At 71.2% G+C, this 25,709-nt stretch carries 18 protein-coding genes and 1 pseudogene; 6 read left to right on the top strand and 13 right to left on the bottom strand.

Annotated elements, in window-relative coordinates; translation table 11 throughout:
* Positions 1–9 precede the first annotated feature (9 nt).
* A complete protein-coding gene (locus tag DN069_RS05365; RefSeq protein ID WP_243638922.1) occupies positions 10–1,020 on the bottom strand; it encodes a LacI family DNA-binding transcriptional regulator in 1,011 nt (336 codons plus the stop codon).
* A 195-nt stretch (positions 1,021–1,215) separates the two neighbouring features.
* Between DN069_RS05365 and DN069_RS05360 the strand changes: the two genes are divergently transcribed.
* From DN069_RS05360 to DN069_RS05340, 5 genes are all read left to right on the top strand, one after another.
* Entirely contained in the window at positions 1,216–2,547 is a 1,332-nt protein-coding gene (locus tag DN069_RS05360; RefSeq protein ID WP_111499657.1) for an extracellular solute-binding protein, read from the top strand.
* 11 nt (positions 2,548–2,558) lie between these two features.
* A complete protein-coding gene (locus DN069_RS05355; protein WP_111499656.1) occupies positions 2,559–3,491 on the top strand; it encodes a carbohydrate ABC transporter permease in 933 nt (310 codons plus the stop codon).
* The gene (locus DN069_RS05350) at positions 3,491–4,339 is read left to right on the top strand and encodes a carbohydrate ABC transporter permease (RefSeq protein ID WP_111499655.1); all 849 of its coding nucleotides are present in this window, start codon (positions 3,491–3,493) and stop codon (positions 4,337–4,339) included. The genes DN069_RS05355 and DN069_RS05350 overlap by 1 nt, the downstream gene beginning before the upstream one ends.
* A gap of 44 nt (positions 4,340–4,383) precedes the next feature.
* Positions 4,384–6,714, top strand: coding sequence for a beta-xylosidase/alpha-l-arabinosidase (locus tag DN069_RS05345; RefSeq protein WP_481557182.1), 2,331 nt, complete (start codon positions 4,384–4,386; stop codon positions 6,712–6,714).
* Positions 6,715–6,906: 192 nt separating this feature from the next.
* Positions 6,907–9,888 carry a glycoside hydrolase family 48 protein gene (locus tag DN069_RS05340; RefSeq protein ID WP_111499654.1) on the top strand — a complete coding sequence of 994 codons (2,982 nt, stop codon included), beginning with the start codon at positions 6,907–6,909 and terminating at the stop codon, positions 9,886–9,888.
* A 41-nt stretch (positions 9,889–9,929) separates the two neighbouring features.
* On the opposite strand, the gene DN069_RS05335 is transcribed toward DN069_RS05340, so the two are convergent.
* Together DN069_RS05335 and DN069_RS05330 are read right to left on the bottom strand one after the other, a co-directional pair.
* Positions 9,930–10,919 (bottom strand): LacI family DNA-binding transcriptional regulator, encoded by a 990-nt coding sequence (locus tag DN069_RS05335; protein WP_207892052.1) that lies wholly within the window; start codon positions 10,917–10,919, stop codon positions 9,930–9,932.
* Positions 10,920–11,464: 545 nt separating this feature from the next.
* Positions 11,465–13,612, bottom strand: a complete 2,148-nt coding sequence (locus tag DN069_RS05330; RefSeq protein WP_111499652.1) for a cellulose binding domain-containing protein — start codon at positions 13,610–13,612, stop codon at positions 11,465–11,467.
* A gap of 284 nt (positions 13,613–13,896) precedes the next feature.
* Between DN069_RS05330 and DN069_RS05325 the strand changes: the two genes are divergently transcribed.
* Positions 13,897–15,129, top strand: a complete 1,233-nt coding sequence (locus DN069_RS05325) for a M20 metallopeptidase family protein (protein ID WP_111499651.1) — start codon at positions 13,897–13,899, stop codon at positions 15,127–15,129.
* A gap of 422 nt (positions 15,130–15,551) precedes the next feature.
* Here DN069_RS05325 and DN069_RS41315 read toward each other — a convergent pair.
* From DN069_RS41315 to DN069_RS05275, 10 genes and pseudogenes are all read right to left on the bottom strand, one after another.
* Positions 15,552–16,328: pseudogene (locus DN069_RS41315) on the bottom strand (fumarylacetoacetate hydrolase family protein); the annotation flags it as partial.
* A gap of 154 nt (positions 16,329–16,482) precedes the next feature.
* Positions 16,483–17,091 (bottom strand): hypothetical protein, encoded by a 609-nt coding sequence (locus tag DN069_RS05315; protein ID WP_341538440.1) that lies wholly within the window; start codon positions 17,089–17,091, stop codon positions 16,483–16,485.
* A gap of 187 nt (positions 17,092–17,278) precedes the next feature.
* Entirely contained in the window at positions 17,279–17,815 is a 537-nt protein-coding gene (locus DN069_RS05310; RefSeq protein WP_341538439.1) for a hypothetical protein, read from the bottom strand.
* 14 nt (positions 17,816–17,829) lie between these two features.
* On the bottom strand, positions 17,830–19,110 hold the full coding sequence (locus tag DN069_RS05305) for an MCE family protein (protein ID WP_111499648.1): 1,281 nt from the start codon (positions 19,108–19,110) through the stop codon (positions 17,830–17,832).
* Positions 19,107–20,411, bottom strand: coding sequence for an MCE family protein (locus DN069_RS05300; RefSeq protein WP_111499647.1), 1,305 nt, complete (start codon positions 20,409–20,411; stop codon positions 19,107–19,109). The genes DN069_RS05305 and DN069_RS05300 overlap by 4 nt, the downstream gene beginning before the upstream one ends.
* Positions 20,408–21,586: an MCE family protein gene (locus DN069_RS05295; RefSeq protein ID WP_243638921.1), complete on the bottom strand. Its 1,179-nt coding sequence runs from the start codon at positions 21,584–21,586 to the stop codon at positions 20,408–20,410. Before DN069_RS05295 ends, DN069_RS05300 begins: the two co-directional genes overlap by 4 nt.
* Positions 21,583–22,563: an MCE family protein gene (locus tag DN069_RS05290; protein WP_111499668.1), complete on the bottom strand. Its 981-nt coding sequence runs from the start codon at positions 22,561–22,563 to the stop codon at positions 21,583–21,585. Before DN069_RS05290 ends, DN069_RS05295 begins: the two co-directional genes overlap by 4 nt.
* A complete protein-coding gene (locus DN069_RS05285; RefSeq protein WP_111499646.1) occupies positions 22,560–23,588 on the bottom strand; it encodes an MCE family protein in 1,029 nt (342 codons plus the stop codon). Before DN069_RS05285 ends, DN069_RS05290 begins: the two co-directional genes overlap by 4 nt.
* Positions 23,585–24,868: an MCE family protein gene (locus DN069_RS05280; protein ID WP_111499645.1), complete on the bottom strand. Its 1,284-nt coding sequence runs from the start codon at positions 24,866–24,868 to the stop codon at positions 23,585–23,587. The genes DN069_RS05285 and DN069_RS05280 overlap by 4 nt, the downstream gene beginning before the upstream one ends.
* A gap of 10 nt (positions 24,869–24,878) precedes the next feature.
* The gene (locus tag DN069_RS05275) at positions 24,879–25,709 is read right to left on the bottom strand and encodes an MlaE family ABC transporter permease (RefSeq protein ID WP_111499667.1); all 831 of its coding nucleotides are present in this window, start codon (positions 25,707–25,709) and stop codon (positions 24,879–24,881) included.

The following is a 25,709-nucleotide window of genomic DNA, read 5'->3' as shown; positions in this document are numbered from 1 at the left end:
GCCCGTGCGTCAACGACCGGGCGGCGGGGCGGTGCTGCTGCGCTCGACCAGGCTGGTGGCCAGGTCGACCCGGAGGGTGGCGGGCGGGGTGCCGCGGGCGAGGTCGATCACCATGCGCGTGGCCACCTCGGCCATCTCAGTGAGCGGCTGGCGCACCGTGGTGAGCGGCGGACCGACCCACCGGGCCACCGGCAGATCGTCGAAGCCCACCACGCTCAGGTCCTGCGGGATACGAAGGCCCGACTCCCGTGCGGCTTCGTACAGTCCGAGCGCCTGCAGGTCGTTGCCGGCGAACACCGCGGTGGGCCGGTCCGGGCGGCGCAGCAGCTCCAGGCCGGCCCGGTGGCCGGACTCGTGGTGGAAGTCGCCCTCAGGTACCAGGTCGGGATCGAAGGCGACGCCGGCCGTCTCCAGGGCGGCGCGGTAGCCGTCGATGCGGGCCCGGCTGCACATCATGCCGCGCGGTCCCGCGATCATGCCGATTCGCCGGTGGCCGAGGTCGAGCAGGTGGCGGGTGGCGGCCAGGCCGCCGTTCCAGTTGGTGGCGCCGACGGCCGGCACGTGCTCGCCCGGGTCGCCGGCCGGGTCCATCACCACGAACGGGATGTCACGGCTGGTCAGTTGCGCCTGCTGGGCCTCGTCCAGCCCGGACAGCACCAGCACCACGCCGGTGGGGCGCCGGGCGAGCACCCCCTCCATCCAGGACTGACCGAGGCTGAGCCGTCCGGACGACTCCGACAGAACGACGCTCATACCCTCCTCGCGCACCACGTTCTCGACGCCGCGGATGACCTCCATCGCCCAGGCGCTCTCCAGCTCGTGGAAGACCAGTTCGAGCAGCGGGCCGGTGGGCGTGCCGGTGCCGCGCCGGCGTTGGTAGCCGTGCTGGTGCAGCAGTTCCTCGACCCGCTCCCGGGTGGCGGGCGCGACGTCCGCCCGGCCGTTGAGGACCTTCGAAACAGTCGGCGCGGACACCCCTGCCTCGCGCGCGATTTCGGCGAGTGTCGCCGCTCTGTCCACGAGCTCCTCCAGTGCTGCCCCGAGTTGCGAAGTCGGCCGTCGGCGCGACCGTACGGGACGGATGCTAGCCGGTCGGACGGCCCGGCGGTACGTCCCTGATCCACAGCCGCCAAGCCCTTGACGGTGGTCCGTCCTCCCCCTAGATTCCCACAACATTCGGCAATCTCTTCGAAACAATCGAAGGAGCGGGCTCGCATGGATTCTCCTCCCGGCGCTCGGCGCAAGGGCGCATCCCCGAACAGATTCGCCGCCGTCGCGGCCACGACCGCGCTGGTGCTCGCCCTGGCCACGGCGTGCGGGTCCGGCGGCGGGTCGGCCTCCTCCGCCGGCTCCGGGACGATTCACGTCCTGGTCTACGGCGACGCCGGCAACACGGTCGAGCAGCAGATCGTCGACACCTTCAACCGGACCTCGAAGGTCAAGGCGGTGCTGGACACCATCCCCGGCGCCGACTACCAGTCCAAGCTCAACACGATCATCAACACCCCGCAGGCCCCGGACATCTTCTTCAACTGGGGTGGCGGCAGCATCGCGCCCTACGTCAAGGACGGCCTGCTGCTCCCCCTGGACGACATGATCGCCAAGGACCCGGCGCTCAAGTCCGACTTCCTCCCGTCGGTGTTCAACACAGCCGTGATCGACGGCAAGGCCTACGGCGTCCCGATGCGCGGCACCCAGCCCGTACTGCTCTTCGACAACAAGCAGGTCCTGGCCGACGCCGGCCTGAGCGCCCCGCAGACCTGGGACGACCTGATCAACGACGTCAAGGTCCTCAAGGCGAAGGGGGTGACGCCGATCGCGCTGGGCGGCGGCGACCAGTGGCCCACCCTCATGTGGTTCGAGTACGTCTTCGACCGCGTCGCCGGGCCGGGCCTGTTCCAGAAGGCCCTCTCCGGCGACAAGAGCGCCTGGGCGAGCCCGGACAGCGCCAAGGCCCTCGGCATGCTCAAGCAACTGGTCGACGCCGGCGCCTTCGGCAGCAACTTCGACTCGGTGAAGTTCACCGACGGCGGGTCACCGGCGCTGCTCGCGAAGGGCAAGGCCGCCTTCGAGCTGATGGGCTCCTGGGAGTACTCCACCCAGCAGTCGGGCAACCCCGACTTCGCCAAGAACGACCTCGGCTACAGCGCCTTCCCGTCCGTCGCCGGCGGCAAGGGCGACCCGAACGACGTGGTCGGCAACACCAACAACTTCTACTCCGTGCTGAAGAAGACCCAGCACCCCGACGCCGTGGCGGCCTTCCTCAAGCTCATGTACTCGGACGAGTTCGTGAAGGCCCAGCTGGCCATCGGCAACCTGCCCACCACCACGGGCACGGCGAACTTCCTGGCCGCCTCGGCCAGCCCGGCCTACTCGCAGTTCCAGTTCAACCTGGTCAAGGCGGCCCCCTCGTTCCAGCTGTCCTGGGACCAGGCCTATCCGCCGGCGGCGACCACACCGATCCACACGGCCGTCCAGGAGTTCTTCGACGGCAAGACCGACGCGAACGGCTTCATCCAGGCGATGCAGTCGCTGCCCAACTCCTGAGCGGACCACCGATGAGCGCTCTCTCCTTCGCCGCGGTCGCCGGCCGCCGGCGCACGGCGCGCCGCACCGCGGCCGGGGCGACCCGGCCGGGTTTCGGCTGGGCGATCCCCGCGACCGTCTTCTTCCTGCTGTTCGCCGTCCTGCCCCTGGTGCTGGTCGCCGTCCTGTCCTTCACCAGCTGGGACGGCATCACCGCGCCACACTTCAACGGGCTGGCGAACTGGACCAAGCTGCTGAACGACCCGGTGATGACGCAGAGCGTCTGGCTCACGCTGCTGCTCACCGCGCTCGGGGTCGTCACGCAGACGCCCGTCAGCATCCTGCTGGGTGTCTGGGCGGCCGGCCCGCAGCGCAACCGGGCCGTGCTGTCAGCGGTCTTCTTCGTCCCCCTGCTGCTCTCCGCGACCGCGGTCTCGGTGCTGTGGCGCGCCCTGCTGGACCCCAACTTCGGCCTCCCCGGCCAGCTGCCATGGCTGTTCGGCAACGGCAATCTGTTGGGCAGTCAGGCCGGCTCGATCGCGGTGCTGACCTTCGTCGGGATGTGGCAGTTCACGCCACTGCACGCGCTGCTCTACCAGGGCGGCACCCGGGCGATCCCCCAGGTGCTCTACCAGGCCGCGGCGATCGACGGGGCGGGCACGGTGCGGCAGTTCTTCCACATCACCTTGCCGCAGCTGCGCAACACCATGATCACCTCGGTGATCCTGATGGTGGTCGGGGGCCTGACCACCTTCGACACGGTGCTGATCCTCACCCAGGGCGGACCCGGCACCGACACCACCGTCAGCGCCTACTACATGTACCAACAGGGCTTCAAGGAGTTCGACTTCGGGGCCGGCTCGGCCGTCGCCCTGGTGCTGGTCGTCGTCGCCACCCTGGTCTCGCTCGCGGTGGTGCGGCTGTCCGGCTACGACAAGATGCGCAGCACGGCGGAGGGGATCTGATGCGGCAGCGTTCCCTCGCCCAACGTCCCAACGCCCAACGTCCCAACTACGGGGCCGGACTCGGCTCCCTGGTGTGGCTCGTGCTGGTCGGCGTGCCGCTCTACGTGCTGCTGATCTCGACCCTGCGCACCACCTCGAACTACTCCACCCAGGGCCCGCTGAGCTTTCCCTCGCAGCTGACCCTCGGCAACTACCTCAGCGCCTTCGACAACGGCTTCGGCCAGGACTTCCTCAACACCCTGATCGTCACCGCCGGCGTGGTCGGCATCGTGCTGCTGGCGGTGCCGCCGCTGGCCTACGCCATCGTGCGGGCCAGGGGCCGGACCATCAGCCTGGTGTTCCGCGTTTTCCTGCTGGGCCTCGCGGTTCCCGCGCAGGCGGTCATCGTGCCGATGTTCTACGTGATCAGTCAGGCCGGGCTCTACGACCACCTGATCGGCGTCATCCTGCCGACCGCCGCGTTCTCGATGCCGGTGTGCACGCTCGTGCTGACCGGCGCGATGCGCGACATCACCCCCGACCTCTACGAGGCGATGGCGATCGACGGGGCCTCCCCGTGGCGGGTCTTCCGGCAACTGGTGCTGCCGCTGTCGAAGGGCGGGCTCTCCTCCGTCGTCGTCTTCTCGGCCCTCCAGGCCTGGAACGGCTTCCTCTTCCCGCTGATCCTCACCCAGTCCGACTCGACCAAGGTGATCACCCTGGGCCTCTACAACTTCCAGACCGAACACGGCGTCGACGTCCCCGGCCTGCTCAGCGCCGTGGTCCTGTCGATGCTGCCCATCTTCGTCGTCTACCTGTTCGCCCGCCGTGCCCTGGTCCAGGGCCTGATGGGGGTCGGAGGAAAGTGACCGGCAACCTGAACCCCGCCCCCGGGACCGGGCTCGGCTCCGCCGTGTGGCGGGACACCTCCCTCGACCCCGGCACCCGGGCGGACGCCCTGATCGCGGCCATGACGCTGCGCGAGAAGACGGCCCAGCTCGTCGGCGTCTGGGTGGGCGCCTCCGACCAGGGCGACGAAGTCGCCCCGCACCAGCACGAGTTGGATGAGCCCCCGGACCTCGACGAGCTGCTGCCGCACGGCCTGGGCCAGTTGACCCGGCCCTTCGGCACCGCCCCCGTCGACGCCGCCGTCGGCGCCCTGTCGCTGGCCCGCTCACAGCAGCGCATCGCCGCCGCCAACCGGTTCGGCATACCGGCGATCGCCCACGAGGAATGCCTGGCCGGCTTCGCAGCCTGGGGCGCCACCGCCTACCCGGTCCCCCTGTCCTGGGGAGCGACGTTCAACCCCGCGCTGGTCCGCACGATGGCCGCCACCATCGGCGCCGACCTGCGGGCCGTCGGCGTCCACCAGGGCCTCGCCCCGGTCCTGGACGTGGTGCGCGACGCGCGCTGGGGGCGCGTCGAGGAGACCATCGGCGAGGACCCCTACCTGGTCGGCACCATCGGCACCGCCTACGTGCAGGGCCTGGAGTCCGCCGGGATCGTCGCCACCCTCAAGCACTTCGCCGGCTACTCCGCCTCGCGGGCCGGACGCAACCTCGCACCGGTCACCATGGGCCCGCGCGAGCGCGCCGACGTCATCCTTCCGCCCTTCGAGATGGCGGTGCGCGAGGGCCGCCCCCGCTCGGTCATGCACGCCTACACCGACACCGACGGCATCCCCTCGGCCGCCGACGAGGAGCTGCTGACGGGCCTGCTCCGGGACGCCTGGGGCTTCGAGGGCACCGTCGTCGCCGACTACTTCGGCATCGCCTTCCTCAAGTTGCTGCACGGCCTCGCCGGCACCTGGGCCGAGGCCGCGGGGCTCGCCCTCGCCGGCGGGGTGGATGTGGAGCTGCCGACGGTGCGGACCTTCGGCCGACCGCTGCTCGACGCGGTCGGGTCGGGGGCCGTCCCGGAGGCGCTGGTCGACCGCGCGCTGCGGCGGGTCCTGGTCCAGAAGGCACAGCTCGGCCTGCTCGACCCCGACTGGGACCCCCTTCCGCCGGCGCTGCGCACCGCCGACCTGGACGCGCCCGAGGCGCTGCGCGGCAGCATCGATCTGGACCGCCCGGCCAACCGGCGGCTGGCGCGCGAGTTGGCGGAGCAGGCGGTGGTGCTGCTGCGCAACGACGGCACGCTCCCGTTGCGCAGGCCCGCCCGAATCGCCCTGGTCGGCCCCAACGCTGACGCGCCGACGGCGGTGCTGGGCTGCTACGCCTTCCCCGTGCACGTCGGCGGGCAGCACCCGGACACCCCGATCGGCATCGAACTGCCCACGTTGCGGGACTGCTTGGAGGTCGAGTTCCCCGAGGCGGAGATCGTCGCGACGGCGGGCGCGACGATCGACGGCGACAGCACGGCGGACTTCGCACAGGCGGTCGCCTGCGCGCGCGGCGCCGACGTCGTGGTGCTGGCCCTGGGAGACCGGGCCGGTCTGTTCGGCCGTGGCACCAGCGGCGAGGGCTGCGACGCAGTGTCGCTGCAACTGCCGGGCGTGCAGCAACAGTTGCTCGACACCCTGCTCGACACGGGCACGCCGGTGGTGCTCGTCATGCTGGCAGGCCGCCCGTACGCGCTGGGACGGGCCGAGACGGAGGCGGCCGCGATCGTGCAGGCGTTCTTCCCCGGCGAGGCGGGCACCGAGGCGATCGCCGGTGTGCTCAGCGGCCGGGTGAACCCCTCCGGACGGCTGCCGGTCAGCGTTCCGCGCCAGAGCACCGTCCAGCCCTCCACGTATCTGGCCGCCCGGCTCGCGCAGGACGGCGAGGTCTCCAGCACCAGCACGAGCCCGGCCTACGGGTTCGGGCACGGGCTCGGCTACACCCGGTTCGCGTGGTCGTCGCTCGAGGTGGCGGTCGCCGAGACGGGCACCGACGGCTGTTTCCGGCTGGCCTTCGAGGTCCGCAACAGCGGCGAGCGCCCCGGCTGCGAGGTGGTGCAGTTCTACCTGCACGACCCGGTGGCCTCCGTGGTCCAGCCGGTGCAGCGCCTGGTCGGCTACCGGCGCCTCCCCCTGGACGCCGGGCAACGCTGCCGGGTGGTGCTGGAGCTGCCCGCGGATCTGGCCTCCTTCACCGGGCGCCGGGGCCGGCGCCTGGTCGAACCGGGCGAGCTGGAGTTGCGGATCTCCGCCAGCAGCACCGACCACCGGATGAGGGTGCCGCTGCTCCTTTCGGGCCCGGCCCGGGAGGTCGACCACACCCGCCGCCTGCATGCCGTCGTCACCGTCGAGCACCCCTGACGCCCGCGCCCGCGCCGGGCGGCTCCGGCGCGGGCGTGGAATGTACACGGCCAGGGCGGCCTCCCGTCGCGCATCGCCGCAGCTCGGTGACGTTCCGTCCGTTCCCGGCTCCGCGACGCCCTGACCGTACGCGCACAGCGACCGCACAATTCCCGCGTCATCGCTCCCCCACCCGACCACGGGAGGTCGCACATGCGACGCGGTCATCTGCGCGCCAGGCTGCTGGCGTTGCTCTCCTCGGCGGGCGCGCTCGCGCTCGTCGCCACCGGCGGCGGGGCGCTCGCCATGCCCACCGAGGCCAGTGCCGCCTCGGTGTCGTGCAGCGTCACCTACGTCGACACCAACGACTGGGGCTCCGGCTTCAGCGCCGGGATCACCATCAAGGACACCGGCACCACCGCCATCGACAACTGGGTGCTGACCTACTCCTACGCGGGCAACCAGACGCTGTCGAGCGGCTGGAACGGCACTTGGTCCCAGTCCGGCAAGAACGTCACGGTCACCGCGCCCGGCTACGCCGCGAGTATCGCGGCGGGCGCGAGCTACACCACGGACGCCAACTTCTCCTACTCGGGAGCCAACACCGCGCCGACGGTGTTCGCCGTCAACGGCACGGTCTGCGGCGGCGCGGACCAGCCGCCGACCGTCAGCGTCACCTCGCCCACGCCCGGGCAGGTCTTCCAGCCGGGCGCGACCGTGCCGCTGGCGGCAACCGCGGCCGACCAGGACGGGACGGTCAGCAAGGTCGACTACTACGCCAGCTCGGGCACCGGCTCCCAGACGCTCGTTGCCACCGCCACGGCCGCTCCGTGGACGGCGAGTTGGGCGAACGTCGCGGCGGGCACGTACTCGATCACCGCCGTGGCCACGGACAACGCGGGCCTGACCACGACCTCGGCACCGGTCGCGATCAACGTGACCGGTCCGAGCATCCTGGTCAACCCGAACACGCTGACCGTGCAGCAGGGTTCCAGCGGCACCTTCGGCGTGACGCTCTCCTCCGCGCCGTCCGCGAACGTGACGGTCGCGGTGGCACAGTCGGGCACCGACACGGACCTGAGCGCGTCGCCGACGACGCTGACGTTCACGCCGTCGAACTGGAACACGGCGCAGAACGTGACCGTCACCGCCGGAACGGCCGCGTCCCAGGCCGGCGGCACGGCGACGTTCACGGCGACCGCGACGGGCTACGGCTCGGCTTCGGTCACCGCGACCGAGTCGACCAAGGTCTCCGGATACGACCAGTACTTCCTGGACCTCTATTCGAAGATCAAGAACCCGAACAACGGCTACTTCAGCCCGCTCGGCATCCCCTACCACTCGGTGGAGACGCTGATCGTGGAGGCGCCGGACTACGGCCACGAGACGACCTCGGAGACCTACAGCTACTGGCTGTGGCTGGAGGCCGACTACGGGCGCGTGACCGGTGACTGGTCGGGCTTCAACAACGCCTGGACCAACCTCGAGACGTACATGATCCCGAGCCACGCCCAGCAGCCGGGTCAGTCCACCTACAACCCCGCCAAGCCCGCCACCTACGGCCCGGAGCTGCCGCAGCCGGACCAGTACCCGGTCAAGCTCAACTCCTCCGTACCCGTGGGCACCGACCCGCTGGCCGCCGAGCTCACCTCCACCTACGGCACCTCGGACATGTACTCGCCGGCTTGGATCATGGACACCGACAACAAGTACGGGTTCGGGACCTGCGAGGACGGCACCAGCAAGCCGAGCCTGATCAACTCCTACCAGCGCGGCCCGGAGGAGTCGGTCTGGGAGACGATCCCGCAGCCCGACTGCGACGTCTTCAAGTACGGCAACTCCAGCTCCGGCTTCCTCAGCCTCTTCAACGACGGCGGCGGCTCCTACGCCAAGCAGTACAAGTACACCGACGCCCCGGACGCCGATGCGCGCCTGGTGCAGGCCGCGTACTGGGCCGACACCTTCGCCAAGGCGCAGGGCAAGTCCTCGGTCATCAGCGGCACCCTGGCGAAGGCGTCCAAGCTGGGCGACTACCTGCGCTACGCGCTCTACGACAAGTACTTCAAGCAGGCGGGCAACTGCAACGGCTCGACGACCTGCCCGGCCGGCACCTCCAAGGCCAATGAGCAACTCGGCCTGCTGACGTGGTACTTCGCCTGGGGTGGCGCGGCGGACGGCTCCTGGTCGTGGCGCATCTCCGGCTCCACGGCGCACCAGGGCTACCAGAACCCGCTGGCCGCCTGGGCGTTGGCCAACGACCCCGACCTCACACCCAAGTCGCCGACGGCCGCGGCCGACTGGTCCGGGAGCCTGACCAAGCAGCTGCAGTTCTTCCGCTGGCTGCAGTCCAGCGAGGGCGCGATCGCGGGCGGCGCGACCAACAGCTGGGGCGGCAACTACGGCGACGTCTCCGCGCCGCCGGCCGGCGACCCGACCTTCTACGGCCTCTACTACGACTGGGAGCCGGAGTACCACGACCCGGCGAGCAACTCCTGGTTCGGCTTCCAGACCTGGGCGATGGAGCGGGTGGCGGAGTACTACTACGCCACCGGCGACGCCAATGCCAAGGTCGTGCTCGACAAATGGGTCAAGTGGGCGATGTCCGTCTCCACCGCCGACCCCACGACCGGCACGCTGACCACCCCCGGCACCCTCTCCTGGAGCGGCGCGCCGGACACCTGGAACGCGACCAGCCCCGGGGCCAACGCCTCGCTGCACGTCACCGCGAGCGGCAGCGCCACGGACCTGGGCGTGGCCGGCTCGCTGGCCAAGACCCTGACCTACTACGCCGCCAAGTCCGGGGACACCACGTCCCGCGACTTCGCGCAGCACATCCTGGACATCGTTCACAGCAAGTACTCCGACGCGCTGGGCTACTCCGCGCCGGAGACCCGCACCGACTACAGCCGCTTCACCCAGGCCTACAGCCCCACCACCCACGAGGGCCTCTACGTCCCTCCGGGCTGGACCGGCACCTACCCGGACGGCACGGTGCTGAGCTCGACGAACACCAACACCTTCCTGTCCATCCGGCAGTGGTACAAGAACGACCCGCAGTGGTCGAAGGTGCAGTCCTACCTGAACGGCGGGGCGGCCCCGGTCTTCAACTACCACCGCTTCTGGGCCGAGGCGGACATCGCCACGGCCTTCGACTCCTTCGCCCAGCTCTTCCCGACGATCACCCCAGGAGGCTGACCGTAAGGGGCGCGGGGCTCAGCTCCGCGCCCCGGCCCGGCTCAGGCCGACTGGCGGACCACCAGCTGTGTGTCCATCACAACCCGGCCCGGGACCGCGCCGCCGCCCACGAGCTCGGCGACGGCGCGGGCGCCCATCTCCTCGACCGGCTGACGCACGGTGGTGAGGCGTGGGGAGGTGCGGCGGGCCAGGGGGTCGTCGCCGAAGCCGATGAGGGCGATGTCGTCGGGGACGCGGACGCCGAGGCGGGTCAGGGCGCGCAGCGCGCCCGCGGCCATGGGGTCGGAGGCGGCGAACACCGCGTCGACGCGGGGGGAGCGTTCGAGGAGAAGCATCATGGCGTGGTCGCCGGAGGCGACGGTGAAGTCGCCGTGGGCGACGATCTCGCGGGCGGCGCCGGTCAGACGGACCGCGCGGCGGTAGCCGGTGAGGCGGTCGACGCCGACGCACATGTCCACCGGCCCGGCGATCGTGGCGATCCGACGGCGGCCGTGGACCTGGAGGTGACGGACCGCCTCGATCGCGCCGCCGACGTTGTCGGCGTCGACGAAGGGGACCTCCGCGCCTCCCGGCGGGCGGCCCATGGACACGACAGGCACGTCCGCCGCGCGCAGCAGGCGCGGCAGCGCGTCCTCGCCGCGCAGTCCGACGAGGATCACGCCGTCGACGTGGCCGCCGCGCAGGAAGCGCAGCAGGGAGGGGCGCGAGGTGTGCCGCAGCGCGGTCAGTACCAGCAGCTCGCGCTCGTACGGCACCAGCGCACGCTCCACCGCGACCAGCAGGCGGCTGTAGAAGAGGTCGGACTGGTAGTGCAGCATGTCCTCGCAGACCACCACGGCGACCGCACCGGTGTCGCGGGAGCCCGCCCGCGGCGCGCGGTGCCGGACGTAGCCGAGTTCGGCGACCGCCTCCTCCACGGCGGTCCGCGCCTCCCGGCTGACCCGGGTGGACCGGCTGAGCGCGCGGGACGCGGTGGCAGTGGACACGCCGGCGCGTGTGGCGACCTCGGCGAGCGTCGGCTTGGCGGTCACGGCCCTGTCTCCTCTGTTTGGACGCCGGACGGTGATTGGGAGCGCTCCCAACATGGAGCCAGGAACCCAAAAGGGCGTCAAGAGTTCGCGCTTTCTTCAACTCTTGAATGAACGTCAGATCCTGCCACCCTCCGTCCGGGTACGTGTCACCGGCTTCGAGGCGGTTCGACCGGCCGGCCAGAAACGCTGTTGACGCGCCATCCACGCGATCGGCTCGGCATTGAGCGCCGTTGGACGTGGAGCCGCCTGAGACGTCCATCAGCATGGAGCTGTTGGCGTTCGTCAGGGTGTGCACCGCGTTCGTCGGGATGCCGGAGTCGGGGGCCAGGTGCCCGCGCCGGTGTCCAGCAGGTAGCCGGTGCCGTCGGTGTCCTGGAAGAGGCCGATGTCGCGGCTCAGGTGAACGACGCGGTGGCCGCGGTGGCCTGCGCCGGTAGCAGGAGCGCTGCCAGGACGCCCAGCAGCGCGAGAAACCACGTGGTCCCGGCGTGCCGCCCGACGCGGCGGCTCTCCTTCGAGGACGGGCAGCCCCGGTTGGGCCGGCTTCAGCCGCAGGCCGCGCCGTTGAGGGCGAAGCTGCCGGGGGCCGGGTTGCCGCCCGAGTAGGAGGCGTTGAACCCGACGGTGGTGCTCGCGCCCGGTGCCAGCGCGCCGTTGTAGGAGAGGCTGGTCGCGGTCACGGTGCTGCCCGACTGGCTCCAGTTGGCGTTCCAGCCGCTGGTCAGCTGCTGGTTGCCGGGCCAGTTGAAGGAGAGCGTCCAGCCGTTCACCGGTGTGCTGCCGGTGTTGGAGAGGACCAGGGTGGCGGTGAAGCCGCCGCCCCAGTCGTTCACCGAGTAGCCGACCTTGCAGCTTCCGCCGGTCGCCGCGGCCGTGGTCACCGTGACGGTGCCGGAGCGGGCCGAGCGGTTGCCCGACGTGTCCTTGGCGTAGACGGCGAAGGTGTAGGCGGTGTTCGGCTGCAGGCCGCTCACCGTCGCGCTCGCGCTGGTCGGTGAGGCCACGACGGTCTCGGTGCTGCCGGACACCTGCACCACGTCGTAGCCCGCCAGGCCGGTGGAGCTGGTGGACGGGCTCCAGCTCAGGTTCACCGAGCCGCTGGTGAGCCCCGAGGCGGTGGGCGTGCCGGGGGTGGTCGGCGGGGTCACCGCGCTGCCCGGCTGCAGGGTGAAGAGCGCCGCACTGTAGGGCGCGACGGTCTGCGACCCGGCCGTGCCGGCACTCGCGGTGGTCAGCGCGGCCGTGGCGCCCGCCATCGTGGTCACGGTCGGGGTTCCCGAGGCGGGACTGAACCCCGCGTAGGAGAGGTTCACCTGGTAGCTGTTGGCCGGGTCGTCGTTCACCAGCAGGACCCGCAGCGAGCCGTCGCCGGCCTTCACCGAGTAGGCCTGCAGCAGGGACTGGCTGGAGCCGGCGGAGACCAGTGTGTCGCCCGGGTGGACGAACCGGCTGAGGAGCGTCATGCCGTTGTAGGCCGGGAAGGGAGTGTCGGCCGACGGTTCGCACAGCTGCGCGCCGGCGGCTGTGGCGCAGCTTCCGTCGGCGAGCATGCCGTAGTCGCCGTAGTTCGCCGAACCGTAGAGCGAGGATCCGTTGTCGCCCGTGGTCACCATGCCGTTGTGGATCTGCCACCAGTCCACACTGGAGACGCCGTTCGCGAGCCAGCCGAGGTAGTCCTGCGGCAGGAACAGCGCGTTGACCAGGCCGACGGTCTGCTTGCCGGGGTTGGACGAGACGGAGTTGGTCTCGGTCACCATGATCGGCACCGAGCTGCTCCCCGCGTACTGGCCGAGCTGTGCGTGCAGGGTGCCGACCATGGTGGGGATCTGCGCCGCGTCGGCGAGCAGGCCCGCGTCCGTCGGCCCGGGCGGGGTGACGCTGCTCGGGTTCTGCGGGTACCAGTGCACGTCCGCGAAGCCGATCTGACCGGCCAGCGCCGTCATCACGGTCTGGTTCCACGGCTGCGGGCTGCCCGCCGAGGTGGCGCCGTCCGGCCAGTTGCCGGGCGCGGTGAGCACCACGCCGACCTGGATGGTCGGGTCGACGGCTTTCATCGCGGCGATGTACGCCTTGACGTTCTGCGCGTACACCGCCGGGCCGCAGTTGCTCGGGTTCGTGCCGGCCGCGCAGTGCTTGTCGGTCTCCCAGTCGGCGCCGTAGGTCCCGTTGCCGTAGACCTCGTTGCCGATCTCCCAGTACTTGATGTGGTAGTTGTGCGTGATGTTGGCGTACCTCACCCAGTCGGCTGCCAGCTGCGCACCGGACTCGGCCGGGGTCTCGCTCGCGCCGATGGTGTCGCCGCTGCCGTAGTTGACCGTCACCATGCCCTGGGCGCCGGACTGCTGGAGCATGGTGGCGTACTGGTCGAAGTCGACGGCCTGGGTGCCGTTGGTGAGGTCGCTGTTGGTCTTCCAGTTGTAGCTGTCGGACGAGCTGCCGCCCGGGAAGCGCACCAACCCCACGCCTGCCTGCTTCAGCAGACCCGGAACGGCGGCGTCGGTCAGCTTGCTGTCGTAGACCGAGGCGTTGGTGCCGATCCCGGTGACGGGCACGGTGGCGAGGGACTGTGCGGCGTTCACGCTCACCGTCGCGGAGGTGGTGGCAGCGGCGGTGGGGACGGTGGTGGCGCCCGCGCTCGGTGCGGAGCTCCAGAGCGGCGCGGCCGCCAGGAGGGCCAGGGTGGCCAGGGACACGGGCAGGCGTAACGTGCGCGATGGGGCTCGCATGGGCTGGACCGGTTTCTCTCGGCGGGTGGGGTGCCGCCGGAGCATCGCGGGTGGTGGTGGGTCCGGACCGCCGACGGTGCCCCGAGAGTCGGCCGGTGCGTCGGCGGACGTCAACGGTGCCGCCTGCCATCGGCGCAGTTCGGCGGGCTCACCTGCGGTGATCGGGGAGGAAGCACGATGTAGCTTTCATCGTCCAGGCTCGGAGGAATATTGGCGTGCGCAAAGCCGAAGGCCGGGCGCAAGCTTGGGCGGTGGCAACCCTTGACGAAGAACTGATCGAGCTCCGCCGGGAGATCCACCGCCGCCCCGAACTCGCGGGCGAGGAGCGGGAGACGGCGGGTTTGGTCGCGGAGCAGCTGCGCGCGGCCGGGCTCGAGGTGACGACCGGCGTCGGCGGGCACGGAGTCGTCGCGGTGCTCGACGGGTCCGCCGACGGCCCGACGGTGGCGTACCGGGCGGACATGGACGCCGTCGACGCTCGGACCAATGTGCTGCCCTTCCGGACGACGGACGAAGCCTTCGACGAGGGCTTCGCCTCGCGCGTCCCTGGCGTCGCGCATCTGTGCGGGCACGACCTGCACACCGCGATCGGCGTCGGCATCGCCCGAACGCTGGCTCAGGAATCCGCGTCGGTGCGTGGACGGTTGGTGTTCGTCTTCCAGCCGGCCGAGGAGCCCTTGCAGGGCGCCCGCGCGATGCTGGCGACCGGCCTGGTGCAACGGCTCGCGCCGCGCGAGTTCTACTCGGTGCACTGCAGTCCGTACCCCTCCGGCAGGATCGGGGTGTCTCCGGGCTACGGCCTGCCCGGGCTCGACCACTTCCGGATCGTGCTGCCGGGCGGCGACGAAGCGGCCGCGGCCGCCCTCGCGGCCGAGGTGGCGAAGCTCGGCACCGTCGGGTTCCCGCAGAGCTTGGCCGACTACGACGCGGGCTTCCGTGCCCTGCTGGATCCCGAAACGGCCGCGTCCGTCCAGGAGTCCGTCTGTGTCGCCCAGTGGACCGCGCAGACCTCCGACGCGCGGCCCGTCCTGAACGGACTGTTGCGCATCTGGCCGCCGGAGCGGCATCCGGAGCTGCGCGAGCAGGTCAGTCGGCTCGCGGCCGCCGCAGGCGGGCACGTCGAGTTCACCGGCGATCCGTTCCCCGCCCTGGTGAACTCGCCGGAGCTCAGCAGGGCGGCCGGCCGGTACCTCAGCGCGGCGCTGGGGCCGGAGTCCGTCCTGTGGGCCCGGGCCTCCTGGCCCTTCAACTGCGAGGACTTCAGCCTGTTCCTCAACGAGGCCCCAGGCGCACAGTTCTACCTCGGCGTCGCGGACGCCGAGGCGGGGATGAACGGCGCGCCGCACACCCCCGACTTCGCCGCCGACGAGCGGGCGATCGGCCACGGTGTGCGGGCCATGACGGGTCTGCTGACGGACCGTCTGGGAGCCCTCCGCGCCGCAGGCGAGGTACCGGGCTCCGAGCCCTGGGACTCCACCCGCTGACCCACGGGCCGTCCTCGGGCTTGTCCGCGCGGCGCGGGTGTCGCCGCCGCCCGCTACGAGGTCGGCACGGGGGCATCCCCGGGCAGCAGACCTTCGGCGCGCAGCGAGTCCCACAGCTGCGCCGGGATGTCCACCTGGGCCATCTCGGCGGCGTCGCGGGCCTCGGCGGCGCTGCGCGCGCCGACCAGGACCCCTGCGACGGCCGGATGGCCGAGGGGGAACTGCACGGCCGCGGCCCGTAGCGGCACGCCCGCCTCGCCGCACAGGTCCTTGAGGCGCAGGGCCCGTTCCAGCAGAGCGGCGGGCGCGGGGGCGTAGTCGAAGGTGGCGGCAGGCGTCGGGTCCGCCAGCAGGCCGGAGTTGAAGACGCCGCCGACGACCACGGAGACGCCGCGCCGGTTGGCGTCGGGCAGCAGGGAGGTCAGCTCGACGGTCTGGCGGGGGCGCAGGTAGGGATGGCCGGGCAGACCGAGGGCCACACCGGCCGGAGTGCCGGTGTTGACCACGTCGCCGGGCTCCAGCACCAGATACTGGCTCAGACAGCGGACGACCTCGGCCACGTCGAAGATCATGCTCTTGGTGTGGCCCTCCTGCCGCAGCACGCCGTCCACCGACAGCCGCAGGCCGAGCGCCTGCGGGTCGTCGACCTCGTCCGCCGTGACCAGCCACGGGCCCAGCGGGTTGAACGTCTCGCAGGACTTGCCGAGGTCCCACTGGCCGGAGAACTCCAGCTGGAACTCCCGCTCGGACACGTCGTTGCTGATCGCGTACCCGGCGACGCAGGCCAGCGCCTCCTCGCGGGAGTCCAGGTAGCGGGCCCGCCGCCCGATCACGACCGCGAGCTCGACCTCCCAGTCCGTCTTGCGCGAGCCGCGCGGGATCAGCACCTCGTCGAACGGGCCGACCACCGTTCCGGGGTCCTTCATGAGGACCACGGGACGCTCCGGGATCGCCGCACCGATCTCCTCGGCGTGGTCACGGTAGTTGAGCCCGATACAGACCACCTTGCCCGGCCTGGCCACGGGGGCGCCGATCCGCCCTGCGCCGGCGGTAAGGGACAGTGCGCGGAGCAGGCTGCCCGCGACCGCTTCGCGCACCCGACGGATTCCGTCCGAGGCGAAGAACGCCGCGTCGATGTCGTCGGTGATGCCGTCGAGGCCGAGGTAGCGGGTGCGCCCGTCGGGGGTCGTGTCGAGCACGGCCGGCCGTTCGGCTCCGGGGGGACCGAGTCTCGAACCAGCAGTGGAACCTGGGCTGACGCAGACTGAGGTGTGGCCGACGGCGCGAGCCGTCGGCCACACCCTTCGAGCATGCCCACGTTCGTGACTCGAGGTCAGCCCTTACGGATCCCCTTCAGAGCGCGTCGACGGCGTCGACCTTCCAGCCCTGGGCGGTGCGCACCATCGTCATCCGGACACGGTTCTGGTCGAGGTGGGTACCGGTGATCGCGGTGCTGGTCGTGGTCTGGTTCACGAAGAGCAGAACCACCACCTGGTCGGGCGAGGCGGACACCACCGCGGCCGCCGCGTCGCCCCCGTTCGGAGGCGCCGCGACGGTGGCCTTGACGACGCCGTGGTACTGCGCAGCCGTGGGTCTGACCACGGTGGAGGTGGTCCGGGCGTACTGGAAGCGGAAGGCGCCGGTGAGGTAGCCGGACGCGGTGGCGAAGTCGGCGTCGAGGTGGCGGTAGTCGTAGGAGAAGATCACGGGCGCGGCGGTCCTGGCGGCTGCCACCGCCTCGTTGCGCGCCTGGTCGGTCCGCTCGGCGGCGCGGTACTGGAGGCCGAGCAGCACCGCGGTGACCAACGCCGCGATCAGGCCCGCGCAGAGACCGAGCGGGAGCAGGCGCGGGCCGCTGCGGGCACGGTCGCCGGACGGGGTCTCGGCCCTCGCGGCCGCGCCGGCCGCCCCTGGCTCCGCCCCGGTCGAGGTGGATTCGGTGGTCGCGGCCGTGTCGACCACGCCCGTGGTCCCTGCGGTGTCCGACGATGCGTCCGCGTCACCCCCGCCCAGCTTCCGCGCGGCGCGCTTCGCCGCCGCGCGTTCGGCTGCGGCCAGGCCGGCCGGGCGTGCCTGGCGGGAGCGAGTCGAGTCAGCACGTCCCCGGAGAGTCGATGGCGCCATGGTGATCGGTTCCTTCCGGTTCGGTTCAGCCGACGAACGACACGTCGGAGGTGAGCCAGCGGTCGCCGGTAAGGACCAGGTCGAGCTGGAGGCGGTAGTTGCGAACCTGGCCCGCGGGGGCGGCGGTGTTGGTGACCTTGCTGTCGGCGACCACCAGCACGCGGGCGAAGTCGCCGTCCGCGCGGACGATGCCCGCGTCCAGCACCTGGCCCTGGGAGACCGACTGGTTGGCTGTCACCAGGCTGCTCAGCTGCTTGGCCTGGGCCGCGAACTGGGTCTTGAAGTCCCCGGTGGCGCCGCTCAGCACGTTGTTGCTGTCCCGGTCGAAGTCCCGGTAGTCGACCGAGGTGAAGTTCAGCGCCTCCTGACGGGCGGCGCCGAGGATGTCCTGCTCGCGCAGGTCCTGCTGGTGGTGCCGGTGCACCTGGACACCGAGGTAGCCGGTCAGGGCGACCGCCAGGGTCAGGGCGCAGGCGAGGCCGATCGTCAGCGCCTTGCCCGACGGCAGCCGCATCGACACCACGCGGTGGGCCAGTCGGCGCACGCCGCTCAGACCATTCATGCCACTCATGCTGTTCATGACCGGGCTCCCGTCATCGGGCCGACGAGCATCCACTGCCACGATTCCTTTCCGAAGAGGCTCTGTTCGCCGCCGGTCGAGCCGATGTCGACCGGCTGTCCGTCCGGGCCGAGGGCGGCTCCGGTGAGGGGGTCGTAGCCGGTGTAGGCGCCGTACTGCGCCCCGGCCGCCGAGCCGCCCGGCGAGGGGGCGTTCTGCGCGCCGCGGACGTCGGTCGTGCTGCCGCGCGGCGCGGTGCAGCGGGCGTCGAGGTTGGCCTGGCGCTGCGAGGTGTCCTGGGGGACGCGGCGTGCGGTGTCGTAGCCCTGCGTACAGGGCGGTGGCGAGTCGGCGTTGAGGACGAGGCCGAAGTGGGCTGTGCCGTCTCCGGGTTCGACGGTGAAGCCGCCGGCGACCACCGCCGGGTAGGTGACCAGGATCTGCCGCAGCGCGGGCAGCCGGGCGACCTCGATCTGGCCGACCGTCACCAGGTTGTCCAGCAGGACCGCGAGGGTCGGCTGGTCGGAGCGGAGCAGGCCGTCGAGCTGCTGCGCCGCGGGGGTGCCGTTCTCGAGCACCTTGCGCAGGTCGGGGTCGCTGGTGCGGAGCTGGTCGGTGAGCAGCGCCAGGTCGTGGGAGAAGCTCTTGATCGAGGAGCCCTCGTCGATCTGGGTCTGCAGCACCGTGCGCGACTGGTCGATGAGCGCCGTGGTCTGCGGCAGCGCCGCCGAGGCGGATCCGACCAGGGCGTTGCCCGAGTCCACCAGCCGGGTCAGGTCCGGGCCGGAGCCGGCGAAGGCCTTGCCCAGCTCGTCGACCGTGATCTTCAGATCGCCCTTGTTCACCGACTGCACCAGCCGGTCGAGGCTGAGCATCAGCTGGGTGGTGGGGAGCGGGATGCGGGTGTCCGCGCGGTCGATGGTGCTGCCGTCGTGCAGCGTGGGTCCGCCGTCGCTGCGCGGCTGCAGGTCGACGTACTGCTCGCCGACCGCGGACCGGTCCGCGACGACCGCGACGGTGTCGGCCGGGATCGGCGGGCCGCCATCGATGTGGAGGTCGACCCGGACACCGTCCGCGCGCAGCTGCAATGTGCCGACCCGGCCTACCGGGACGCCCCGGTAGGTGACCTCGGCGCCGGTGTAGATGCCGCCGGAGTCGGCGAAGTCGGCCCGCACGGTGTAGCCGGGGTGCAGCAGCGGGTCGGCGAGGCCGACGTAGTTGGCGCCCACGTAGGCCACGCCGAGGGCCGTGATCGCCGCGAAGGCCGCCAGCTGGGTCCTCACCATCCTCGAGATCACTGGAACAACCCCCTGGTCATCAGGTCGGCGAGCGCCGGGTCGACGCCGTTGGCGGCACCCGGCCCGTCGCCCGAACCCGGCTGACCGCCGCCCGCGTAGGCGACGCCGCAGACGAGCGTGCAGGTCGAGGACGGCAGCACCGACGGCAGCGCGGAGGGCATGGCGGACGGCACGGGCACCGGCACTGGCGGAAGGGACGGAACGGGCAGGGAGGGAAGCGGTACCGGGAGGGACGGCGTGGGCACGGGCAGCCCGGGAGTCGGGGTGGTCGGTCCGCCGCCCGGCTGCTGACCTGTCGTCAGGTTGTGGTAGAGGTTGTAGAAGTCGAGGTCGGCCGTGGCGTCGAGGTTGACGTAGTCGCCCTTGACCGCGTTCACGACGTTGCGCGGGAACGGATAGGTGGTCAGCAGTTCCAGCGCGTTCGGCAGGTCCGTCCCGGCCTGGTTGAGCCGGGTCAGCACCGGCTGCAGCTGCTGCAGGTCGGCGACGGTGTTCGCGCTCGACGCCTGCACCACGTGGGTGCCGACGGTGCCGAGGTCCGAGAGGGCGGTCAGCATCCCGGTCAGCTTCCCGCGCTCGTCCGCGAGGACCTTCAGGGCACCGGGCATGGTGTCGACGGCCTGGGCGATGGCGGCGTGCTGCGCGTTGAGGGTGCGACTGAGCCGGTCGATGCCGTCCAGCGCGCGCACGATCTGCGCCCGCTGCTCGTCCAGGGCGCCGACGAAGGTGTCCAGTTGGGTGACCAGGTCCCGCACCCGTGATTCGCGGCCGCTCAGCGCGTCGTTCAACTCGACGGATATGGTGTGCAGCTGGGCCACGCCGCCGCCGTTGAGCAGCGCCGAGAGCGCGGAGAGCACCTCCTCGACCTCCGGGTCGCGGCCGGTGCGGGAGAGCGGAATCACGGCGCCGTCCCCCAGCCGGCCCGTGGGGGTCGTGGCGGCTGGCGGAACCAGTGCCACGTACTTCTCGCCGAGCAGGCTGGTCTGGCGGATCTCCGCCTCGGCGTTGGCGGGCAGTTGCACGGCGCCGTCGAGGCGGAGCCGCACCCGGGCGTGCCAGCCGTCGAGGGTGACCTTCTCGACGGCCCCCACGGTCACGTCGTTGACCTTCACCGCGGACTGCGGCACCAGGTCGAGGACGTCCTCGAACTCCGCGGTCACGTGGTAGGCGTGGTCGCCCTCCGCCGCGCCGCCGGGCAGCGGCACGTCGTAGAGCCCGTTGAACTGACAGCCGCTCAGCAGCAGTGCCGCGGCGCCGGCGAGGGCTGCTGCGCGCAGGGCCTTCCGGTGGTGGCTGCTCATGCCGCACCTCCCAGGATGCCGCCGAGGGTCTTGTCCACCGCTCCTGCCGACGGCAGGCCGGGGAGCGCCTGGCCTGTCAGCGAGTTGCCGAGCGGCAGCTTGGGGAGCGACCCGAAGAGGGAGCGCAGCGCCGTGCAGTCGGTCTGTTTGCCGATCGAGTCGAGCAGCGAGCACAGGTACAGCGCCGGGTCCTGTGTCTGCTCGGCGTTGTCGCGGGTGTCGAGGGTGCCGGCGGTGGGGTTGTAGGCGCGGTTGAGATCGGACAGCGCGGTGGGGGCCACGTCCAGGAACTCCGTGAGCGCGGACCGCTCCTTGACCAGGACGCCGGTGACGTCGCGCAGGCCCTTCAGGTCGGAGCCGAGCACACTCTTGTTGTCGCGGACGAAGCCCGCGATGTCGCCGAAGGCCACGGCCAGGTTCTTCAGCGCCGAGCCCAGGTTCTCCCGCTCGCCCGCCAACTGCGCGGAGACGCCCGCGAGGTTCTCGCTGAACTGGCGCACCTGCGTGTCGTCGGTCTCCAGTGCGGCGGTGAAGACCTGGAGTTGGCGCACCGTGCCGAACAGGTCCTGACGCCCGGAGGCGAGGGTGGTCAGGGCCGCGGAGAGGTCGTGGACGCTCTGGTGCAGCTTGTCGCCCTGCCCGTTCAGGTTGGCCGCCGAGACGCCGAGCAGGCGGGACAGCGAGCCGTCGGCGTTGGCGCCCTGGGGGCCGAGCGCGCCTGCGAGCATGTCCAGGCTGGAGTAGACGCGGTCCAGCTCCACCGGTACGGCGGTGCGGTCCAGCGGGATGACGGCGCCGTCGCCGAGCGTCGGCCCGCCGCGGTAGACGGGCAGCAGCTGCACGTAACGGTCGCTGACGACGGAGGAGTTGATGATGGCGGCCTTGGCCCCTGCCGGAACCTTGCGGCCCGCGTCGTACTCCAGCACCACCTGCACCCGGCTGCCTTGCGGCGTGATGCTGACGACCCGTCCGACCGGGATGCCCAGCACCCGGACGTCCGAGCCGGGGTAGATGCCGACAGTCCGGGTGAAGTACGCGGTCACACGGACGGTCCGCTGCTGTGGCCAGAAGGCCACCACGGCGCCCACGACCAGCGCGAGCACGCAGACGCACACGAGCGCGCGCCGCGAGCGGAAGCGGTGGAAGAAGCGGAACATCTTCAGGAGACGGCTCATCGGGTCGTGCTCCCTTGCGCGGAGACCGGGGCGGCGACGAGGTTCTGCACGTACGTGTCGAACCACCGGCCGTTGCCGAGGTTGTTGGCGAAGACGCGCACGAACGGGGCCAGCAGCCGGATGCTGTGGTCGAGGTTGTCCTGGTTGCGCTGCAGGACCGCGAGGACGTCCCCGAGGCGCGACAGCGCGGGGGTGATCTGCGTCTGGTTGTCCTGGACCAGGCCGGTCAGCTGGGCGGCCAGGGCCGCCGTGTTGACCAACAGGGTGTGGATCACGTCGCGGCGGCCCTGGATCTCGGTGAGCAGCGCGTTTCCGTCGTCGATCAGCGTGGTGAGCTGGGTGGAGCGGTCCGAGAGGACGGCGGTGACGCTGTCGGCGTGGGCGAGCAGGTCGCGCAGTGCGGAGTCGCGGCTGGAGACGGTCTGCGAGAGCCGGGAGATGCCCGCCAGGGAGGCCTTGACGTCGGTGGGCGAGTCCTTGAACGTGGCCGCCACGGTGTCGAGCGCGACGGCCAGTTGCCTGGTGTCGATCTGGTCGGTGGTGGTGGCCAGATCGCTGAAGGCCTGCACCACGTCGTAGGCGGAGACGGTGCGGTCCAGCGGGATCTCACGGCCGGCGGGCAGTTGCCCGGGGCCGGCGGGCTCCAGGGCGAGGTACTTGGCGCCGAGCACGGTCTTGATCTTGACGGCGGCGCCGGTCTGCGTGCCGAAGTCGACGCCGTCCTGGACCCGGAAGTCGATGCGCACGTGGTCGCCCTCCAGGTCCAGGCTCTGGACCTGCCCGACCTTCACCCCGGCGATCCGCACGTCGTCGCCGGGCTTGAGACCGCCCGCCTCCGAGAAGGCGGCGGCGTAGTCGGTGCCGCCGCCGATCAGCGGCAGGTCCTGCGCGTTGAAGGCGGCGGCCAGCATCGCGACGATCAGCCCGAGACCCACCGCGCCGATGACCAGCGGATTGCGTTCACGGAACGGGGTCACCGGCTGCACCTCGCCTGGTCCACGTGGAAGTCCGGGGTGATCACCTGCTGGGTCTTCGGCAGCACGATCCGGCCGTCGAAGTCGCAGAGGTAGAAGTTGAACCAGGAGCCGTAGGAGGCGGTGCCGATCACCGCGTTGAGCTTGCTGGGCAGGCGCTGCAGCACGCCCTGGACGGTCTGCTGGTTGTCCTTCAGCGTTCCGGCGAGCGTGGAGAGTTGTGCGATGTCGTCCTTGAGCGCGGGCCGGCCCTGGTCGAGCAGCCCGGCGGTGGCGCCGGCCAGGTCGCTGATGTTGCCGAGCGAGTCGCCGATCGCGACGCGGTCCGCCGCCAGGCCCGACACCAGCCGCTGCAGCTGGTCCAGCAGCTCGGAGAAGGCGCCACTGTGCTGGGTGAGCGCGGTCAGCACCCCGTTCAGGTTGTCGATGACCGAGCCGATCACCTGGTCGCGGTCGGCGAGGGTGGAGGTGAGCTGCGCGGTGTGGGCGAGCAGGCTGTCCACCGAGCCGCCCTCGCCCTGCAGGGTGGTGATCAGCTCGTAGGCAAGCTGGTTGACGTCGTTCGGGCTCAGGGCCGCGAAGAGGGGCTTGAAACCGTCGAACAGCGCGGTCAGGTCCAGCGCGGGCTGCGTGCGGGACAGCGGGATCTCGCCGCCGGGCGGCAGGGCGGCGCCGTCGCCGGTGCCCTCGGTCAGGGCCAGGTAGCGGGAGCCGACCAGGTTGCGGTAGCGGATCACCGCGTGGGTGCTGGTGAGCAGTGGCCGGTCGGAGGAGACGGTGAAGGTCACCTCGGCCAGGTCGCGGTCCTTGATCCGGACGTCGGTGACGCTCCCGACCTGGACGCCCGCCACGCGCACGTCGTCGTCCGGGATCAGGCCGGTGGCGTCGGTGAAGACCGCCGTGTAGGTGTGGGTGGGCGTGAACCGGATGTTGGCGATCGTCGCGGCGAGCAGCAGTGTCGCGAGTGTGGTCACGATGGCGAACAGGCTGAACTTGACGAGCGGTCCGGTGGTCTCGCGGGCTCTCACGACGCGCTCACCGCCGTTCCGCGCATGAGCGGGCCCATCAGCAGGGTGGCGACGGGCGGCACCTGATCGGCGGGCACGTCCATGACCGGCGCCAGCAGTGAGTTGACGACGTGCTGCTCGGCGGCCGTGCCGGCCAGTCCGGTGTTGGGGCCGGACGCGAGCGGGCTCGTGTTGTCGGCCGTCGTCCCGTCCTTGAGGTCGACGCCCGGCGCGGGCACCTGCGGGTCGGGCAGCCCGCGGCAGTTGGGCCCGGAGGTGTCCTCGTACGCGGGGTACTCGCCGGGGTGGTAGGCGGAGCGGGGCAGCACGACCTCCAACGTGATGTGCAGGTGACCGCCGCTGAACGTCTGCTCGTCGATCGGCTCGAACTTCACCAGGCCGCTGAGCAGGCACGGGTATTCGGGCGCGTAGGTGGCGAGCAGGCTCAGTGTGGGGCGGGAGACGCCGGCCAGGGTGATCAGCCGCTGCTGGTCCTCGTCCAGCACGCCGGTGGCGGTGTGGGCGAAGGTGGTGGTGCTGGTGAGGAACGCATCCAGCACGTCGCGCTTGTCCACCAGGGTCCGGCTGGTGGTGACGGTGTTCTGCAGGATCCGCAGCAGGTCCGGGGCGGCGTCGGCGTAGACGTCGGCGACCTGGGCGAGTGCGGTGATGTCCTGCTTGAGGGCGGGCAGGTGGGGGTTGAGCGCGGCGAAGTAGGTGTCGGCGCGCACCAGGTTGCCGCCGATGGCGTCGCCGCGGCCCTCCAGGGCGTCGGAGATCGCGGAGAGCGCGGCGTTGAGCTCGCCCGGCTGCAGCGTGCGCAGCAGCGGCAGCAGGTCGTTGAGTACGTGCTGCACCTCGGTACCAATGGTGGTGTGGTCCTGGGTGATGACGTCGCCGGCCCGGATGTGGCGGCCCGTCGTGCCGCCTGATCCTCCGCCGGCCGGGAGCACGAGGTTCACGTACTTCTCTCCGAACAGGGTCTTGGGCAGCAGTTGCGCGTCGACGTCGGCGGGGATGTCCTGGACGTCCTCGGGCTTGAGCGCGATGTCCACGGTGGCCCGCGTGCCGTCGGCGTGCACCCCGCGCACCTCGCCGACGATCAGGCCGCGCAGCTTGACGTCCGCATCGGGTTCCAGCTGGTTGCCGATGGAGTCCGCCTGCAGCCGGATCCCCACCACCGGGGTGAACGCCTGCTGGTAGACGGCGACGGACAGGCCCAGCAGCAGGCCGAGCACCAGCAGGAACACCACCCCGGAAAGCCGCAGCCGCAGGGCCGGACTCGTGGTCGTCTCGTTCATCTCCGTCCCCCTAGCCCGCGATCCGGACGGTCGTGGTGGCTCCCCAGATCGCCAGGCTGAGAAAGAAGTCGAGGATGTTGACGGCGACGATGGAGGTGCGCACCGCGCGTCCGACGGCCACGCCGACACCGGCCGGACCGCCCTTGGCGTGGTAGCCGTAGTAGCAGTGGATCAGGATGATCACGATCGCGAAGACGATGACCTTGCCGAAGGACCAGAGCACGTCCACGGGCGGCAGGTACTGGTGGAAGTAGTGGTCGTAGGTGCCGGTCGACTGGCCGTAGTAGTCGGTCGTGATGGTGCGCGCCGCCAGGTAGGAGGAGAGCAGCCCGATGACGTACAGGGGGATGACGGCGACGAAGCCCGCCAGCATCCGGGTGGTGACCAGGAAGGGCAGCGACGGGATGCCCATCACCTCCAGCGCGTCCACCTCCTCGCTGATCCGCATCGCGCCGAGCTGCGCGGTGAACCCGGCGCCGACGGTCGCGGACAGCGCCAGGGCGGAGACCAGCGGGGCGATCTCGCGGGTGTTGAAGTAGGCGGACAGGAAGGAGACGAAGTTGGAGGTGCCGAGCTGGTTGAGCGCGGCGTAGCCCTGCAGGCCGACCTCGGTGCCGGTGAAGAAAGTGAGGAAGGCCAGCACACCGACCGTCCCGCCGATCACCGCGAGGGCGCCGCGGCCGAGGCTCACCTCGGCGAGCAGCCGCAGCACCTCCTTCTTGTAGCGACGCACGGTGCGCGGGGTCCAGGCCAGCGACCGTGCGTAGAAGAGGAGTTGGCTGCCGAGCTGGTCAAGGGCGTGCAGCGGCGCCGCCAGTTTGCGAACGAGGATGCCCGGCAT

Source organism: Streptacidiphilus pinicola (assembly GCF_003258295.1).
In the GTDB taxonomy this organism is placed as follows: domain Bacteria; phylum Actinomycetota; class Actinomycetes; order Streptomycetales; family Streptomycetaceae; genus Streptacidiphilus; species Streptacidiphilus pinicola.
Note: the sequence above shows the minus strand (reverse complement) of the source record. Positions and strands in the feature narration are given on the sequence as shown.